We start from the raw sequence: 18647 nt of genomic DNA, 5'->3' as shown, positions 1-18647 counted from the left end.
CATATACAGGAGACGATATAAAGTGATTATTGAAAAAATTGAATTGATCCCAGCATCGAAGTATTTGTTTGTCAAAGTAACCACAGACTCCGGAATTGAGGGGATTGGTGAAATGGGCGCATGGGGTTATCTGGATGCCTGTGCTGGCGCACTGGAAAAGCTGAAAGATTATTTGATCGGTAAAGACCCACATCAGATCGAGCACCACTGGAACTACATGTACCGCAGTATGTACTTCAGAGGCTCGGTCATTCTGAGTGCAATTTCTGCCATTGATATCGCCTTATGGGATATTTTAGGTAAGTCTTTGGGTGTACCGGTGTATCAACTGCTGGGCGGAAAAACCCGTAACAAAGTGAGAACTTATGCGCCTGTGTTTGAATCTGACCCGGAAAAAATGGCACAAGGTTGCCTTGCATTGAAAGCTCAGGGGTTCACTGCGGCCCGATTGATGATCTGTGGGACGATGCGAACGAACCAAATGACACGTGAGGAAGATATCTTCAACGTTAAAATTGCGGATTACGTGAATCGGGTCCGTGTTTGCCGTGAAGCGGTCGGTGATGATTTTGATTTATGCCTGGAAGTGCACCGGAGCATGACTCCGGCACAGGCGGTCGCTTTTGCCCGCGGTGTTGAACCATATCGCCCACTGTTTTTAGAAGATCCGATTGCGCCAGACAGTCTGGAAAGTATGGTGGATGTTTCCCGTCGCATCTCAATTCCTGTTGCGACAGGAGAAAGGGCTGTCAGCCTTCAGGAAATGGAATCCATCTGTCAGCAAAAGGCCGCGAATTTTGTCCGGCCGGATGTTTGTGTGGTTGGCGGAATCTCTGCAGCGAAGAAAATCGCTGCGATTGCTGAAGCAAACTACATCCAGATTGCACCGCACAATCCGTTGGGTCCGGTTTCTACAGCAGCTTGTTTACAGCTGGATGCCTGTATTCCGAATTTCCTGATTCAGGAATTTCCTTCCTACTACCATGCTGGTGCTGAAGATGGGATGACCAAAACACCGTTAAAAGTTGAGGAAGGGTACATTTACATTCCGGATGCGCCGGGAATCGGTATTGAGCTGGTTGATGACATCACGGAAAAATATCCGCCGGCACAACGGAGTTTATCTGTTATGAATGCTTTTGACGGATCAGTTCACGACCGGTAAATCCGGTATATAACGGCTGAATATCAGTCTCTTTGAGCCCTGTAGCCTTTTGGTTGCAGGGCTTTTATTTTTTGCGGGATCATGTCTTTGACGAAGCAAATGTGCCCGGACTTTGATAGCATACGCAAATTATCTGTGATCATCAGAGACAAGCAAACATGGCTAAAAGTCTGAACTATATTATTGAAGTAGCGGAGCTTGGCAATTTAAACAAAGCCGCTGCTGCACTGGAAATCACCTCCTCCGCATTAAGTAAATATATTATTTCGAAGGAAAAAGAGCTGGGTGTTGACCTGTTTGAACGGGTCGGTAAGAAGTTTGTACTGACTTATGCAGGCCAGCGTTATGTCCAGTGGGCAAAGAAAATTTCACAGATGCAAAATAAAATGGATGAGGAGTTGAAAAGCATTGCAGCGTGTCGTAGCGGGATTATTTATTTTGGCTTTCAGCTGATGATGTCGAAAGTAGTCATTGCCGACATCATTCCTCAGTTTAAAGCACAATATCCTGGCATTGACATTGTACTTAAGGCGCATGCTACATCTCAGATCATCAAAATGCTGGAAGAAAATCAGCTCGATTTTGCCATTACTACGGTGAAAAACCGCTCTGACGATTTTATGTACGAACATCTCGCATTTGCTGAGGTTGTCCTGGGCGTTCCGAAAGATCATCCTTTGATTCAGACAGCCATAAAAAAAGATGGATTCCGTTATCCGTGGGTTGATATTCAGGATTTTAAAGATGAACATTTTGTCGCTCTGTTTCAGGATCAGGAGATGAGGCGTTTGATGGACATTCTGTTCGATAAAGAAAAAATATCGCCGACAATGGATATTCAGGTGCCAACTTCTGAACTGGCTTTGTTGAGTGTGTCCAATCATTATGGTGTGACGGTGACGTTAGATACTGCGATTCACGTGACTGGCTACAAGGATGAAATTGTGCCGTTATCTTTCGGTGAACGCCCCGAACATCATGAGCTGGTGATTATCTGGCATAAAAACCACCGCCTGCAAAACTTTTCTCAGGGATTATTTGAAACCTGTGCGCAGTACTATCGCTCGTTGTTTTAATTTGATTTTTGCAGGGACAGACGCTTTTGCAAATTTTGGCAGGGACCGAAATTTTGCGGGGACAGACGCCCTTCGCCCCCTTCGTATAATTTTGCGTCTTAAAACGTCTTAAAAGGACAGGCACAGGAATCTATGCTGCGTATTTCATCAGCGCTTATCAGGACAGACAGGTTTATTGGGGACAGACAGATTTATTGGTTTATTTTTAACGGGACAGACACTTGAATGAAAATCTTACACACATCTGACTGGCATCTCGGGCGAGCGTTATATGGCAGGAAACGCTACGACGAATTTCAGGCTTTTCTCAGTTGGTTAATTGAGACAATCAAAAAGCAACAGGTCGATGTGCTGGTTGTCGCCGGAGACATCTTTGATACCAGTACTCCCAATAATCGCGCTCAAACACTTTACTACCAGTTTCTGTGTCAGATTGCAGCATCTGCCTGCCATCACGTTATCGTTGTGGCAGGTAATCATGATTCGCCATCATTCCTGAATGCCCCCAAAGCGCTGTTGGAAGTGTTGAATGTCCATGTCGTGGGGGCAGTGACCGATGATCCGGCTGATGAAGTGATTGTCCTGAAAGACGGTCACGGTGAGCCTATGGTGATTGTTTGTGCAGTGCCTTATTTGCGCGACCGGGATATCAGGACTGTTGAAGCCGGAGAAACGATTGAAGATAAAGAGCAGAAATTACTGTCCGGAATCCGGCAACACTATATGGATATTGCCTCGGTAGCCCGGCAACAAAAAGTCGTGTTGAAAGCTGATATTCCGGTGATCGCAACCGGGCATTTATTTGCGGCCGGAGGCCAGACAAGCGATGGTGATGGTGTGAGAGAGTTATATGTCGGCTCTCTGGCCCATGTCAGTGCATCCATCTTTCCGGATGTATTTGATTATGTCGCACTGGGTCATTTACATATCCCGCAACTGGTTGGCGGACATCCTCATATTCGTTACTCAGGGTCCCCGTTACCGATGGGCTTCGGCGAAGCCCGACAGCAAAAAGTCGTCTGTCTGGCCGAATTTAGTGCCGGTGAAATGCAGGTTGAAACCGTGCCTGTCCCCGTATTCCAGAAACTTGAACAACTCAAAGGTGATCTGGCAACCATCACTGAACGGATTGAAATCCTAAAGGAGCAGGAGGAAAACATCTGGCTGGAGGTCACTTATACGGGAATCGATGTGATTTCCGATTTAAATACCCGGCTGAATTTGATGACGGACGAGAGCTGCATCGAAATTTTGCGGGTGAAAAACCCACGTATCCGTGAACAGATTCTGGGACAGACGCAGGTAAAAGAAACGCTTGATGATCTGACTGCAAAAGAAGTGTTTGAGCGGTGTTTATCGGCTCATGATGTGCCGGTTGAACAACAGGAAACGCTGATGCTTGCTTATCAGGAAATTTTGTCATCTTTAGATGAAGATGACCTTCAGGCTGAGTAACAGAACATATTACCGGGACAGACATGAGAATCCTTCAGTTACGTTTTAAAAATTTAAATTCACTGGCCGGAGAGTGGTTGATTGATTTTACTCATCCTGCTTTTACCGCTGATGGCTTATTTGCGATTACCGGCCCAACTGGTGCAGGAAAGACGACTATTCTTGATGCAATTTGTTTGGCACTTTATGGCCGGACACCCAGACTGAACCGGGTGACGAAAGGCATGAATGAAATCATGTCCCGCCAGTGTGGTGAGTGTTTTGCTGAAGTCACGTTTGAAACACAGTCCGGACAGTATTGCTGTCACTGGAGTCAGCACCGGGCAAGAAAAAAGCCGGATGGGGATTTACAGGCTCCGAAACATGAGATTTCAGACGCAAAAACTCAGACCTTGCTGGAATCAAAACTTAAGTTAGTTGCGGAACAGATCGAAAAACTGACTGGTATGGACTACGACCGTTTTACCCGTTCGATGTTGCTGGCACAGGGAGGTTTCGCTGCGTTTCTTCAGGCGGCACCTGATGAGCGTGCTCCGATTCTTGAGCAAATTACGGGGACCGGTATTTACAGCCAGATCTCTGTGCGGGTCCATGAATACCGCACGGAGCAGCGAAAAAAGCTGGAGCAGCTCCAGTCCGGATTAGCCGGAATGCAGATGTTGTCACCGGAAAAGGAAATGCAACTTAAAGAAGCGCTGGATGAAAAAACAGCGCAAGACGCATTATGCGGAAAACAGAGACAACAAAAGCAACAGGCGATGCAGTGGTTAGAAGGACAGACACTGTTACGTCAGGAACTCAATCAGCTTGAAGCGGATCAGAAACAACTTGAAACAGAGCGGAAAGCTTTTCTTCCTCAGCAGCAACAACTGGACACAGCGCTTCGGGCGATTGAGCTTTCAGCACCTTACGCTGAACTGAAAGCAAAGCGTCTGTCCCTGCAGGAAAACCATGCACAACTGGCAGCTTGCCATACCGAATTACCTGGCTGTACCACGGCTATGCAGCAGGCTGGAAAGGCATTTACCGCAGCGGAAGAGCACTATAATGCCGTAAAATCGGAGCAACATACCCAGCTATCACTGCTTCGTTCAGTCCGTGAACTGGATGTACAAATTGCCGCCAAAACAACACCGGCTGAAGAGCTGCGCCGGTCCGTCAAAGAGCAGAGCAAAGTCATCGCTGAACAACAACAGAATCAGCAACGCAACGCAGCTTTACTCCGGCAGAAAATATCAGAGTCAGAAGCTTTGAGTATTCAACTGGAATCGATGAAAGCAGACGAAAAGCTGACAACAGAACTGACCGGATTGCGTAGTCGCTTCCAGCAAATGCAAGAACTGACCGGACAAATTCATGCCAAACAGCAGGCCGTCAAACAGGCGACATCAACATTAGCTGATGATCAACATCAGTGGCGACAGGCATGTGAACAGCAGGAAATCGCCGGAAAAAAACGTCAACAAGATGAACAGTTGGTAGCACAGCAGCAGGTGGCGCTCAATCATTGCCTCGGAGAGCAGACGCTTTCAGAATGGCGCCATCATCACACCGCGCTGATTCAGATGCAGAATAGGACAGAATCTGCATTGAATGCAGCTGAGAGCTTATCTCTGACCCAAAAAAAACGGGATGACCAATTACAGCGTGATGCGGTTTTGATGCAGGATATCTCTGTGGCAGAAGCCACACTGTCAGAGTATCAGGCGCATCAGCTGCAACTGGAGAAAGAAGCCGGTTATCTGGAAACACAACTCACGCTGATTCGCCGCATTGAGGACCTTGAACAGGCCCGGCAGCAATTGTGTGACGGAGAACCATGCCCTCTGTGTGGTTCAGAAACGCACCCTTATGCGCAGGGAAATATTCCGGTGGCTGATGACACGCAACAACAGCTCGAACAGCTCAGACAGAGGCTGGCCACTCAACGCCAGGCGGTCTCTGATCTGCGGGTGCATCTGGCAGGTTTTAATAAAGAGCGGGAACAGATAGCCAGCCGGCAAACAGAATATACAGCGGTGATTCAGGAAACCAGAGAGCAGCTAGCCGGTTATTACCGGGAAAGTGGTATTGAGCCAGCTGAAGAGGAGCACTGTCTGCAGCAGCTTGAGCAACACCTGCAATCAGTGCAGCAACAACAGATGTCTGTCCTCCGAAGGGTGAATCAGGCAGAGGAGGCTGAACAGACTCTGATGAATCTGCGTCAGGCACTTGAAACGACAAAACATGAAGCACTGAATCACGCCCAGACGGTACAAACATTATTGCTGAAACAAAGTACTTCAGCCGAAACACTTGAGCGATTGCAAAGAGAGACGGCAAAGCTACAAGAACAGCAGCAACAAGTGTTGCAGCTGCTGCAAACTGAACTTGATGTTTATGGTGTGGCTCAGGTAACGCCGGAAAATCTCTCAATCATAGATGCCGAATTAACGCAAAGAAGCCAGCGCTGGCAGGAGCAACATGCGCAGTATAGTGCTCTCCGGCAAGAAATCGCAGGTCTTGAGCTTCAGGTTCAGCATCAGAAAGCACAACTGAAGCATGATGAGAGTGGCCTGTCCGGACAGCAGAATAAACTGGCTGAAATGGAACGGGTTTTGGCAGCACTCCGTCAGCAGCGGAATGAGCTGTTTGGGGACAAAGATGCAGATCAAGAAGAATTACGTCTTCACCAGATGGCAGAAACCGCAGAAAAGCGGCTTGAAGAACAACGACAGTTATCTGCGTTAGCAGGACAGACACTCAACCAGTTACAAGAAAAGATCAGCGATCTGAAACGCACGCAAGACACTCAGCAAACCGAACTGGCGCACATGGAACAGGATCTTATCGTGCAGCTTGCCCACTGGCAGTTTGAGGATGAAGTGCAGTATCTGGACGCCTGCCTGTCCGGGGATGCGCGTCAGCGCCTGATGCAGCAATCACAGGCACTGGCAGAACAGTACACCCGGCTCAACACGTTGCTTTACGAGAAAAGACAATTGCTGGAGACAGAAGAGAAAAAACAGCTCACCAGTGAATCGCCTGAAATGCTTAAAAAAGCAGAAGCACTTTTAGCCAGTCAGCAGCAGCAATTTCAGCAGGAGATCGGAGGCATCCGGCAGCAATTGCTGGACAATGATAAACTCAGACAACAACAACAAACCCAGATAACAGCGATAGAAGGACAACAACGCGAGTGTCAGCGCTGGGATACATTGCATGAACTGATTGGCTCTGCAGATGGTAAAAAATTCCGCAATTTTGCTCAGGGGCTGACCTTTGAAATGATGATTGGTCATGCCAACCTTCAGTTACAGAAAATGACCGATCGCTATTTGTTGATCCATGATCCGTTAAATCCACTCGAATTAAGTGTCATTGATAATTATCAGGCAGGTGAAGTGCGATCAGCGAAAAATCTCTCTGGGGGTGAAAGCTTTATTGTCAGTCTGGCGTTGGCATTAGGGCTGTCCGGTATGGCCAGTCATAACGTCCGGGTCGATTCTCTGTTTCTGGATGAAGGGTTTGGCACGCTGGATGAAGATGCGTTGGATACCGCACTTGAAACGCTGGCTGGTTTACAACAGGAAGGCAAACTGATTGGTGTGATTTCTCATATTGCAGCCCTGAAAGACAGAATATCAACCCGGATTATGGTCTCCCCCGGAAATGGTGGCAAAAGTACTATCTCTGGCGCCGGGTGTCGCTCTCAGTCTTAATGTTTGAGGCAATTTACACCGTAAATTACCTGGGTCATGTTGACTTGTATGATATAAAAGCGTTGCAAGGACAGTCGTCATATTTTCAAATTTCTGGTGTGATTTAGTGCATAGAAAAAGACCGTCATTTTTGAGGTGCACAAAAAGACAGAATGTATCAAATGTGATCCGTGCCATGAATATGCCGGGCAAGATCTTGCTCGCCGGGCAACTTTTTGCTCGCCTCTGAGCAAGATCTTGCCCGTATTATTAATTTTGTAAACTCAACTTACTGTTTTTTATAGAAACGCAGAGTTGGCACATCCATTGCTCTATAAGTGACTGTAACGCAATGCGTTTACATTTATTTATTAATTAGATTTATATAAAAAGAGTAAGGAATTACAGAATGCCAACTCCATGTTATATCGCGATTGAAGGCGAAACTCAGGGTTCAATTACGTCAGGTGCTTGTACTGCAGATTCTATCGGTGATGCATACGTTGAAGGTCACGAAGATGAGATGCTGGTTCAACAGTTCGATCACATCGTTACTGTACCAACTGATCCTCAGTCTGGTCAGCCTGCGGGTCAACGTGTTCACAAGCCATTCAAGTTCACAGTGAACCTGAACAAAGCTGTTCCGCTTCTGTATAACGCATTGACTTCTGGTGAAAAACTACCTTCAGTGACTCTGAAATGGTACCGTACTTCTATCGAAGGTAAGCAAGAAAACTTCTTCACGACAACACTGGAAAACGCAACAATCGTTGATATCGATTGTGCAATGCCACACTGTCAAAACCCAGCAGATTCTGACTACACTCAGAACGTGACGGTTTCTCTGACTTACCGTAAAATTACCTGGGATCACAACAACTGTGGTACTTCAGGTGCTGATGACTGGCGTAAGCCTATCGAAGCTTAATCAGCTTCTTCTTTCATCGCCCGCCTCTGCGGGCGATGATTTCTTTATCTGAAGTTATCGTTCAGATTCAATCATCTGATTTGTGTTCAACAACAATTCTTTATTTCCCTGTCTCCAGACTGATTTCCTGAATTCAATGAGCAGGATATTGAACGAACACGGTATTCAACGAACAACGACAGGCGTACAACATGAGAACTTTAAACTTTCGTCTGACCGTCGATGGTGTAAACGACGACACATTGGTGGTGCGGCAGTATCACGGACATGAGTCCGTTTCAGATTCCACAGATGCACAGGGACAGCCGTTTTTCGGTTATCGTTATCAGATTGAGCTTGCCAGCCGGAACAGTGGGTTGACTGCAAAACAGATGGTTGACAGCAAAGCATTGCTCGAAGTGATCCGCAGTGGCGAAGTGGTGCAAAAAGTCCACGGCATTATCCGGAACTTCACCAAAGGTGATACCGGCCATCATCATACTTTTTATTCCCTGACGTTAGTCCCTTCCCTTGAACGTTTATCCCTGCGCCAGAACAGCAGAATCTTCCAGCAGAAAGATGTGAAAGCAATCCTGACAACACTGCTCGATGAGATGGGTATCAGCGATTACGCATTTTCAGTGAAAAGAACCCTGGGAGAGCGGGAGTTTTGCGTACAGTACCGGGAAACGGATTTAGCATTTTTCCACCGGATGGCTGCTGAAGAAGGGCTGATGTATACCTTCACCCATGAAGACAGCAAGCACACGCTGGTGATCACCGATAATCCGGAAGGGTTTCCGAAACTGGGCGCTGCCATTCCCTATAATGCGCTGTCCGGCGGGGCATCGGAAGAGCCGTATATTTCAGCCCTGAGTGAAACGAAACAGTCCGAAGTCAGCTCGATTGAAATGCGGGACTACAGTTTTAAAAAGCCGTCTTACAATTTTTCTCAAACACTGGATGGCAAAGATCTGGACTATCAAAAACAGACTTACGAGCATTTTGATTTTCCGGGCCGGTTTAAAGATGACGGGAATGGCAAAGCGTTTACGCAAATCCGGCTGGATTACTTAAGGCGTACAGCGCATACCGCCAGTGGTCAAAGTGACGAGGCAAAGATTCAGGCCGGGAAACGGTTTGACCTGCAGGATCACAAAGCCGATCCTGCCATGAACCGGTGTTGGCTGGTGGTTAAAGCCAGTCATGTCGGCACACAGCCTCAGTCACTGGAAGAAGGGGGGGATAATGGCGCAACGACTTATACCAACAACTTCCTGCTGATCCCCGGCGATCAAGTCTGGCAGGCCCATCCGCAGCCGAAACCATTAGTGGATGGCCCCTGTGTTGCGATGGTCGTCGGTCCGTCCGGTGAAGAAATTTATTGTGACGAGCATGGCCGGGTCAAACTGCATTTCCCCTGGGATCGGGAAAGCAGCCAGAACGAAAAAAGCTCCTGCTGGGTTCGTGTCTCTCAGGGCTGGGCCGGCAGTCAGTACGGGTTTATCGCGATTCCGCGAATCGGCCATGAAGTCATAGTTTCCTTCCTTAACGGTGACCCGGACCAACCGATTGTGACCGGCCGGACCTATCATGCGACCAATGTGTCTCCGTACCTGTTACCGAACCATAAAACCCGGACTGTGTTTAAAACCCAGACCCATCAGGGTGACGGTTCGAATGAAATCCGTTTTGAAGATCAGGCCAGTATTGAGCAGATTTATATTCACGCGCAGAAAGATCAGGATATCGTCACGGAAAATATCCGCCGTGAATCGGTTGGCACAGACAGCCATCACCGGATTGGCCGTCACTGGTATCAGATGATCACAGAGAACTTCAACCGCATGGTGGGTAAGAATGTGGTTGAGGAGTTCGGTCAGGATCATCATGTCAAAGTTGGCCGGAATGTGGTGCAGCGGATTGTCGGTAAACTGAGCCGGTTTATTTCCGGCGGGATTATCACCAAGGTCGAAGGCAGTGTCGTGACGCAGATTACCGCCTCGGAAGAGAAGGAAATTGGCGCCAATCAGCGGATTACTGTCAGTAATGAAAATTACGTCAAAGCCAAGAATATCATTCTGGAAGCCGGGACTGAACTGACGATTAAAGGGCCGGGTGGTTTTGTTAAAATTGACAGTGGTGGTGTGACGATTTCCGGCACGAAAGTGAAAATTAACGAAGGGGGTTCACCGGGTAAAGGCACCGCGCCGAAGATGGTGAAACCGGATGAGACCGATAAGCCGCAAGAGCCTGAGGCTCCCGATACAAGGATGTAGCCGTTATGCCAAAAGCAGGAAGATTAGGAGACAGCTGCTCAGGGCACGGCTGTTTCCCGGCGACTCCAATTATTGCAGGCAGCCCGGATGTATCGATTAACGGCAAGCCAGCCGCCCGGAAAGGGGATGCGGTGCTGTTACATGCCTGTCCTTGTCCGAATGTGCCACATGGCGTGCACGGGCGCAGCATATCAGCAGGCTCATCAAGTGTGTCGATCAATGGTAAGCCCGCCTCAAGGGTCGGTGACGCCATCGGCTGTGGTGGTTCCATCGCTGCCGGTTCCGGCGATGTGTTTATCGGCGATACCCCTTACAAAGGTGAGACGTTTGATTGCGGAAAAGACAGCGCACAGGAAAAATCGACGTTCCTGAAAATCACGCCACTGGCAGAAGCGGCCGACGCGATCTGGACCTGCCCGCCGTTTATCGACGAGCCGATCCGCAAGGTGGTGAAGGGGGAAGAGCAGGCGGTTGAGGTTGGTCAGGTTTCTGCTACCAGAACTGAAGCTGCTAATGACCTAAATGCTTTAGTTGAAAAAGATGCTCAGGAGCTTATCTCTAAAAATAAAACTTCAGGAGTTGCAGTCTCAAGGGCTGGAATTCCTGAAGAGGGGATCATTAGTGAACCTTTCGAAAATATACCATTTTCTCTTAAGAAGGGAAGAACGTTTCCGGGAACAGAGCGTTGTGGTGATAATAAAGAATTGATTAAAATTACAAATCAAAGAGAATATATGGATGAGTTATCAGCACTGTATGCGAAGTCAGGTAACCGATTAAACCCTGTAATGGAGAGTAAAATAAAAGAGCATGTGAAAGAAGGTGCTATATTTGGTTTGAGAGATGATAAAGGCCTAAAGGGCATTCCCGGACTTCATGCTGAAGTTCAGGCAGCAAATAATGTGTTAAATAAAGCTAGTGCAAAACCAGGATTTGATGTCAGCAAAGTACAGGTTTCAACGTTTAAAACTCAAAATAGTTTTGGACAAGGGAAAGAGTTTATCGCTTGTAACCACTGTAGTGGCATTTTAAATGGTTTTGATATATTAACTGGGCATTGATAATGATAGTTGTTAAAAACGAATTAATAATTGACGAATCAGGCTTGTTTTTCTATGAAAGTCAATTATTCACTGGTGTCATGATTGAATTAAAAGACGGTTTTATTAATTGTTGCAAAGAATGCGAGCGAGGTGTGTTGACTAGAGATTTTACTCTGCCTTTTCCCATTTATAAGACCGGTTGTATTTATATTGATGATTCTTTATTAGACGGTGATGATGAACCTTATTTATATCAAGGTTCTTTGTATGAGGGAATATCTTTTTATTTCGAAAATGGAATATGCTTAGAAATACGGCAATTTGAGAATGGAGAAGAGTCCTCCAAAGCACAATATACAAAATATGGCCAATTATATAATCTCGAGCATATACTCTCAGATGAGAGTTTAATACAAGAATATCGATGGGATGAGAATGATAATAAATTGACTGATATTAGTATTTATGCCCCTGGCAAATTTCAGTTCTCTACACATCTTGATAATGGCGAATATTTATCTTTACTTGTTTTACGGGGTGACTACTTTAAAAATGTTAAATCTGTAAATGATCATATATTGGTCAATCAGTTTAAGGATGCTGCTGATTTTGAACATGTAATATCTGGTGAGTATTTGAGAATATCTGGCTTAGATGTAGATGATGATCTATTGAATACCTTGATAATGAATGATGGTTTAAAGTCAGTGTGTCAGTTGCAGATCTACGATACAAAAATTTCATCAACAGGGCTTAATAAGCTCAATAAGTTGAAAAATCTTAAAGAGCTTTATGTTGAATCTGATGTATTGGTGAGAGAAGAATTAATCGGGTTCAAGTCTGCTCATCCCGAATGCTATATTAGGTTTAATGATGAAGAAATAGTAATTTAACTTGTTTATCTTATCATTTATAAATCAGGCTTATGCCTGATTTTTCTTTTCATATTTCTAAACTTCACTGAGATGAACAGTGGTGGCGTCACTACTCCCGTCAATAAAGTGAAAATCAACGAAGGCATTTTACTTGAAAGTACTTTACTTTGTTACAACACGAATAACTTATCTTCGAGGTCAAAGGAAGAAGACGTGCTATTGAGTGTCCTCGTCTATAGAGACTGCTCATAATTCCGTTTCACAGGGACAGCCGTTTTTCGGTTATCGTTATCAGATTGAGCTTGCCAGCCGGAACAGTGGGTTGACTGCAAAACAGATGGTTGACAGCAAAGCATTGCTCGAAGTGATCCGCAGCGGCGAAGTGGTGCAAAAAGTCCACGGCATTATCCGGAACTTCACCAAAGGTGATACCGGCCATCATCATACTTTTTATTCCCTGACGTTAGTCCCTTCCCTTGAACGTTTATCCCTCCGTCAGAACAGCAGAATCTTTCAGCAGAAAGATGTGAAAGCAATCCTGACAACACTGCTCGATGAGATGGGCATCAGCGATTACGCATTTTCAGTGAAAAGAACTCTGGGAGAGCGGGAGTTTTGCGTACAGTACCGGGAAACGGATTTAGCATTTTCCACCGGATGGCTGCTGAAGAAGGGCTGATGTATACCTTCACCCATGAAGACAGCAAGCACACGCTGGTGATCACCGATAATCCGGAAGGTTTTCCGAAACTGGGTGCTGCCATTCCCTATAATGCGCTGTCCGGCGGGGCATCGGAAGAGCCGTATATTTCGGCCCTGAGTGAAACGAAACAGTCCGAAGTCAGCTCGATTGAAATGCGGGACTACAGTTTTAAAAAGCCGTCTTACAATTTTTCTCAAACACTGGATGGCAAAGATCTGGATTATCAAAAACAGACTTACGAGCATTTTGATTTTCCGGGCCGGTTTAAAGATGACGGGAATGGCAAAGCGTTTACGCAAATCCGGCTGGATTACTTAAGGCGTACAGCGCATACCGCCAGTGGTCAAAGTGACGAGGCAAAGATTCAGGCCGGGAAACGGTTTGACCTGAAGGATCACAAAGCCGATCCTGCCATGAACCGGTGTTGGCTGGTGGTTAAAGCCAGTCATGTCGGCACACAGCCTCAGTCACTGGAAGAAGGGGGAGATAATGGCGCAACGACTTATACCAACAACTTCCTGCTGATCCCCGGTGATAAAGTCTGGCAGGCTCATCCGCAGCCGAAACCATTAGTGGATGGCCCCTGTGTTGCGATGGTCGTCGGTCCGTCCGGTGAAGAAATCTACTGTGATGAGCATGGACGGGTCAAACTGCATTTCCCCTGGGATCGGGAAAGCAGCCAGAACGAAAAAAGCTCCTGCTGGGTTCGTGTCTCTCAGGGCTGGGCCGGCAGTCAGTACGGGTTTATCGCGATTCCGCGAATCGGCCATGAAGTCATAGTTTCCTTCCTTAACGGTGACCCGGACCAACCGATTGTGACCGGCCGGACCTATCATGCGACCAATGTGTCTCCGTACCTGTTACCGAACCATAAAACCCGGACTGTGTTTAAAACCCAGACCCATCAGGGTGACGGTTCGAATGAAATCCGTTTTGAAGATCAGGCCAGTATTGAGCAGATTTATATTCACGCGCAGAAAGATCAGGATATCGTCACGGAAAATATCCGCCGTGAATCGGTTGGCACAGACAGCCATCACCGGATTGGCCGCCACTGGTATCAGATGATCACAGAGAACTTCAACCGCATGGTGGGTAAGAATGTGGTCGAGGAATTCGGTCAGGATCATCATGTCAAAGTTGGCCGGAATGTGGTGCAGCGGATTGTCGGTAAACTGAGCCGGTTTATTTCCGGCGGGATTATCACCAAGGTTGAAGGCAGTGTCGTGACGCAGATTACGGCTTCAGAAGAGAAGGAAATTGGCGCCAATCAGCGGATTACTGTCAGTAATGAAAATTACGTCAAAGCCAAGAATATCATTCTGGAAGCCGGGACTGAACTGACGATTAAAGGGCCGGGTGGTTTTGTTAAAATAGACAGTGGTGGCGTGACGATTTCCGGTACGAAAGTGAAAATTAACGAAGGGGGCTCACCGGGTAAAGGCACCGCGCCGAAGATGGTGAAACCGGATGAGACCGATAAGCCGCAAGAGCCTGAGGCTCCCGATACAAGGATGTAGCCGTTATGCCAAAAGCAGGAAGATTAGGAGACAGTTGCTCAGGGCATGCTTGTTTTCCACCCTCTCCGATTGTTGCCGGAAGTCCTGATGTCTCAATTAACGGTAAACCAGCGGCACGCAAGGGGGATGCTGTCATGCCCCATCCTTGCGGATGTCCGGGTGGTCATGGGGTGCACGGGCGCAGCATATCAGCAGGCTCATCAAATGTGTCGATCAATGGTAAGCCCGCCTCAAGGGTCGGTGACGCCATCGGCTGTGGTGGCTCAATTTCTGCCGGTTCGGGGAATGTATTTATCGGTGATACCCCTTACAAAGGTGAGGAGTTTGATTGTGGAAAAGACAGCGCACAGGAAAAATCGACGTTCCTGAAAATCACGCCACTGGCAGAAGCGGCCGACGCGATCTGGACCTGCCCGCCGTTTATCGACGAGCCGATCCGCAAGGCGGTGAAGGAGGAAGAGCAGGCGGTTGAGTTGAAGAGTAGCGGGGCTTTGTCTTCAGCGCCTGAGTATGTGAAAAAAGTTGCGAAATTCAATAATCAGTCGGTCGAACAAGTTCAAAGTTTTTACGAGGGGATGAAAGAGATAGGTGTTGACTACGAACCTCTAATTGAAAATGCTGTTAGCACTCATGGCTTGAGCTCAGATGAAGCTCATGCTGTATTTGGGTATACGACCAAGCTTTTTTACCGGGATTTAAATGCAACACTTGATAATGGTGGTAGCACAGAAGCCAATGAATTAGCAGAGTTAGTTAAGTCTGGAATGAATAAAATGCCAGATGCAGCCCCAACTCAATTTAGGGGTATTAGATTGAACAGTTCTGCGGATGAATCTGCGTTTGATTCAAAATTTAAACTCGGTAATAGTGTAAAGTCAAGCTTCTGGTCTACTGCACCAAATGAAAGTGATGCATATGAAGGTGCGAGAAATTTAGTGATTCAGACTAATAGTGCAAAAGATATCTCAGATTTAGCCTTCGGTGTTCATTTTCATGATAAGGTGGGTAAACCATCATATTCTTGTGAAAATGTTATTCCTCCGGGTAATAACTTTACTGTTGTAAACTCAGACTCTAGTGGAACGATTGAATTGGTAGAAATGTAATGAGATTAAAAAAATATATTGATTTGCCGTCAAACCTAAAATCACAAATTGCTGAAGATAAGTTCTTGCTGGCATACCAACTTACTGATTCTGAAAATATTGTTATCTGGGTGATCAATGATCATGTAGAGAGACGAGATGAGCTTGAATTTTTACCATCAGAGAATCGTTTTTTATCATTAGATGAAAGGAAAAAACGATTGCCAGAGTCAGAAGAATTAAATCTGTCAGATATGGCGGTGAAAGTTATTGTAAAATATGACTTTGAACCTGATACAAATGTTTTGTATGAATATTTTGATATAACTTCTGAAAATTCTGGTTTGAAAATGGCTGAAGAATCGAGAAATTTTTATAGCGCATATAAACCAGATTCCAAAAAATTCATTGTTCAAAAGCTGGAAAAATTGAATTTTCCTCTCAAATACCAAACTTTTAGTGTGGATGAAAAAATAAACTATTGGGTTGAAAAAATGTACCGTTTCCGGCGTCAGGTTGGTGAGTCCGGATGTGAGGAAAATGATGCATTTGATGTTACTTTGATTGATAACATGAAAAAGATTGATCCAGATATCTCTGATATATTACCGGATTGTCTGAAAAAGCTGGCGCAAATTGAACAAATCAATGCCGTGGAACTCGCTGAAGCATTTGAGAAAAGAACAGGTTATCAGTTAGGTTAAATAAACGATGTTAACAGAAATAGCAGTTGCAGATGCATACGGAGCCGGATTCGAATTTTCATCCCGGGATAAGATCGATCAGCATAATGACTTTTCTCAATACCTGCCTCATGAACTGTATGGGATGTCAGCTAAATATACGGATGATACCCAGATGTCAGTTGCGATTGCAGAGCTTATCATCCATGAACCAATTTGGAATGATGTTCTGATTGCCGACAAATTTGTCGAATGCTTTAAACGAGATCCCCGCCAGGGCTATGCAAAAGGGTTTTATGGTTTTCTATCTGATATTTCCAGCGGACGGGAATTTTTAGAAAAAATACGGAATACCAGTGATCGGAATGGTGCTGCAATGCGCTCAGTGCCGCTGAGTATTTTAGCTGATACAGATGATCTGATTCATAAAGCCAGTATGCAGGCTTGCGTGACACATCATACTGATATTGCGATTCAATCATCTTGTGCTGTCGCATTGGCGGGACATTTCGGTATACACAGAAAAGGGAAGCTCTCGCATCTTGAATCTTTTCTTAAAGATTTTCGGTTCTCAGACTGGAACTTCAACTGGACCGATGAAGTAACCGTGAAAGCTTATGATACTGTGAGTGCTGCTTTTAGCTGTCTGATTCGTTGTGACAATTTATGCGATTTAATCATTCAATGTGTTGATCTGGGAGGTGATACGGATAGTGTCGCATCTATTGCTGTCGGGCTTGCTACATGCTTCGATGAATATGATAAATCACTCCCACAGAATATGCTCAATACACTAGACGAAGCATCTTATGGTATTCATTTTTTATCTGAGCTGGATAGAAAGCTTTATTCTCATTTATAGAAATGAATATTAAAGAACCGCTGAAAAAAACACTTCAATATAGAATGTTACGACTCTCAGTTAATCAGTCAATGACTCCAGAAGAATACAAGCGACTAACAGAAGAAGATTTTGACTCTCAATATTTGTCTGGCTGGAAGAATTCTCAGCCGAGTTTCTACAGGTAGAAATATGAACATATTATGGGAAGAATATATTGATCCGTCTATTGGTGATGCAACAAAAAATGATTTGCTGTATCTTGAATCAGCTTTAAAAGTATCTTTACCAGAAGATTATAAAAACCTGATATTGAACCATCAAGGTAAAATGCCAACCCCAGAGACAATTGAAGCTGGCGAATTAGCATTATCAGTTTTTGGTCCGCTATTTCATGTGATGAAAGATGCCACTGAAGCGCAGGAACTCTATAGTGTACTTAAAAAGTGGGAAAAATGGTCTGATGTATACGAAAATATCATACCTATTGCTGGTACAGGTGGTAGTGGGTGCTTTTTTGCTTATGATTACAGGGATTGTATAGAAAACCCTCCTGTTGTTTTTGTTGATGTGGAAGAAGATCCTGATGATGAAGATGCTATTTTGTTTGTAACTGATAGTTTATCTGAACTTATTGATTCTCTTAGTTAAAAAAATTATTTTGATTAAAATCTAATTTTGTCAAAAATAAAGAATGGGATAGTGAAGCCCCCCAATAGTTGGATATCAATTATTGGGTTTTTTTATTACTTATCAAAGTAAAAAATATCTTGCTTGAAGCGAGACTGTTCATAATCCTGACAACACTGCTCGATGAGATGGGTATCAGCGATTACGCATTTTCAGTGAAAAGAACTCTGGGAGAGCGGGAGTTTTGCGTGCAGTACCGGGAAACGGATTTAGCATTTTTCCACCGGATGGCTGCTGAAGAAGGGCTGATGTATACCTTCACCCATGAAGACAGCAAGCACACGCTGGTGATCACCGATAATCCGGAAGGTTTTCCGAAACTGGGTGCTGCCATTCCCTATAATGCGCTGTCCGGCGGGGCATCGGAAGAGCCGTATATTTCGGCCCTGAGTGAAACGAAACAGTCCGAAGTCAGCTCGATTGAAATGCGGGACTACAGTTTTAAAAAGCCGTCTTACAATTTTTCTCAAACACTGGATGGCAAAGATCTGGATTATCAAAAACAGACTTACGAGCATTTTGATTTTCCGGGCCGGTTTAAAGATGACGGGAATGGCAAAGCGTTTACGCAAATCAGGCTGGATTACTTAAGGCGTACAGCGCATACCGCCAGTGGTCAAAGTGACGAGGCAAAACAAAATGATC

The 18647-nt window shown here is 45.5% G+C and carries 12 protein-coding genes and 3 pseudogenes; all 15 read left to right on the top strand.

Going from position 1 to position 18647, the window contains the following annotated elements:
- The first annotated feature begins 22 nt into the window (after positions 1–22).
- Positions 23–1165, top strand: coding sequence for a mandelate racemase/muconate lactonizing enzyme family protein (locus OCV29_RS22160; protein WP_073602862.1), 1143 nt, complete (start codon positions 23–25; stop codon positions 1163–1165).
- A 158-nt stretch (positions 1166–1323) separates the two neighbouring features.
- A complete protein-coding gene (locus tag OCV29_RS22155; RefSeq protein ID WP_073602863.1) occupies positions 1324–2241 on the top strand; it encodes a LysR family transcriptional regulator in 918 nt (305 codons plus the stop codon).
- 225 nt (positions 2242–2466) lie between these two features.
- Entirely contained in the window at positions 2467–3696 is a 1230-nt protein-coding gene (locus OCV29_RS22150; RefSeq protein WP_073602864.1) for an exonuclease SbcCD subunit D C-terminal domain-containing protein, read from the top strand.
- Positions 3697–3719: 23 nt separating this feature from the next.
- A complete protein-coding gene (locus OCV29_RS22145; RefSeq protein WP_073602865.1) occupies positions 3720–7397 on the top strand; it encodes an AAA family ATPase in 3678 nt (1225 codons plus the stop codon).
- A 388-nt stretch (positions 7398–7785) separates the two neighbouring features.
- On the top strand, positions 7786–8304 hold the full coding sequence (locus tag OCV29_RS22140; RefSeq protein ID WP_073602866.1) for an Hcp family type VI secretion system effector: 519 nt from the start codon (positions 7786–7788) through the stop codon (positions 8302–8304).
- Between the two features lie 191 nt (positions 8305–8495).
- Positions 8496–10562, top strand: coding sequence for a type VI secretion system tip protein TssI/VgrG (gene tssI / locus OCV29_RS22135; protein WP_073602867.1), 2067 nt, complete (start codon positions 8496–8498; stop codon positions 10560–10562).
- A 5-nt stretch (positions 10563–10567) separates the two neighbouring features.
- A pseudogene (locus tag OCV29_RS23615) lies at positions 10568–10864 on the top strand (PAAR domain-containing protein); the annotation flags it as partial.
- Complete coding sequence (locus tag OCV29_RS22130) at positions 10853–11623, top strand: YwqJ-related putative deaminase (protein WP_315972725.1); 771 nt, start codon at positions 10853–10855, stop codon at positions 11621–11623. The pseudogene OCV29_RS23615 and the gene OCV29_RS22130, both read left to right, overlap by 12 nt.
- Positions 11624–11625: 2 nt before the next feature.
- Positions 11626–12498, top strand: coding sequence for a hypothetical protein (locus OCV29_RS22125; protein ID WP_073602868.1), 873 nt, complete (start codon positions 11626–11628; stop codon positions 12496–12498).
- 220 nt (positions 12499–12718) lie between these two features.
- Positions 12719–14703: pseudogene (tssI, locus tag OCV29_RS22120) on the top strand (type VI secretion system tip protein TssI/VgrG); the annotation flags it as partial.
- A gap of 5 nt (positions 14704–14708) precedes the next feature.
- Positions 14709–15809 carry a PAAR domain-containing protein gene (locus tag OCV29_RS22115; protein WP_073606202.1) on the top strand — a complete coding sequence of 367 codons (1101 nt, stop codon included), beginning with the start codon at positions 14709–14711 and terminating at the stop codon, positions 15807–15809.
- Entirely contained in the window at positions 15809–16492 is a 684-nt protein-coding gene (locus OCV29_RS22110; protein WP_073606203.1) for a hypothetical protein, read from the top strand. Before OCV29_RS22115 ends, OCV29_RS22110 begins: the two co-directional genes overlap by 1 nt.
- A gap of 7 nt (positions 16493–16499) precedes the next feature.
- Complete coding sequence (locus OCV29_RS22105) at positions 16500–17333, top strand: ADP-ribosylglycohydrolase family protein (RefSeq protein WP_073606204.1); 834 nt, start codon at positions 16500–16502, stop codon at positions 17331–17333.
- Between the two features lie 171 nt (positions 17334–17504).
- Entirely contained in the window at positions 17505–17963 is a 459-nt protein-coding gene (locus OCV29_RS22100) for an SMI1/KNR4 family protein (protein WP_073606205.1), read from the top strand.
- A gap of 143 nt (positions 17964–18106) precedes the next feature.
- Positions 18107–18631, top strand: a pseudogene (locus OCV29_RS22095) (contractile injection system protein, VgrG/Pvc8 family); the annotation flags it as partial.
- Positions 18632–18647: the final 16 nt, after the last annotated feature.

Origin of the sequence: Vibrio aerogenes (assembly GCF_024346755.1) — a bacterium.
Lineage (GTDB): Bacteria > Pseudomonadota > Gammaproteobacteria > Enterobacterales > Vibrionaceae > Vibrio > Vibrio aerogenes.
Note: the sequence above shows the minus strand (reverse complement) of the source record. Positions and strands in the feature narration are given on the sequence as shown.

Excerpts from the sequence above, each read along its gene's own strand:
- OCV29_RS22155 (WP_073602863.1), top strand. The coding sequence starts at position 1,324 with ATGGCTAAAAGTCTGAACTATATTATTGAAGTAGCGGAGCTTGGCAAT.
- OCV29_RS22150 (WP_073602864.1), top strand. The coding sequence starts at position 2,467 with ATGAAAATCTTACACACATCTGACTGGCATCTCGGGCGAGCGTTATAT.
- OCV29_RS22145 (WP_073602865.1), top strand. The coding sequence starts at position 3,720 with ATGAGAATCCTTCAGTTACGTTTTAAAAATTTAAATTCACTGGCCGGA.
- OCV29_RS22140 (WP_073602866.1), top strand. The coding sequence starts at position 7,786 with ATGCCAACTCCATGTTATATCGCGATTGAAGGCGAAACTCAGGGTTCA.
- tssI (WP_073602867.1), top strand. The coding sequence starts at position 8,496 with ATGAGAACTTTAAACTTTCGTCTGACCGTCGATGGTGTAAACGACGAC.
- OCV29_RS22125 (WP_073602868.1), top strand. The coding sequence starts at position 11,626 with ATGATAGTTGTTAAAAACGAATTAATAATTGACGAATCAGGCTTGTTT.
- OCV29_RS22115 (WP_073606202.1), top strand. The coding sequence starts at position 14,709 with ATGCCAAAAGCAGGAAGATTAGGAGACAGTTGCTCAGGGCATGCTTGT.
- OCV29_RS22110 (WP_073606203.1), top strand. The coding sequence starts at position 15,809 with ATGAGATTAAAAAAATATATTGATTTGCCGTCAAACCTAAAATCACAA.
- OCV29_RS22105 (WP_073606204.1), top strand. The coding sequence starts at position 16,500 with ATGTTAACAGAAATAGCAGTTGCAGATGCATACGGAGCCGGATTCGAA.
- OCV29_RS22100 (WP_073606205.1), top strand. The coding sequence starts at position 17,505 with ATGAACATATTATGGGAAGAATATATTGATCCGTCTATTGGTGATGCA.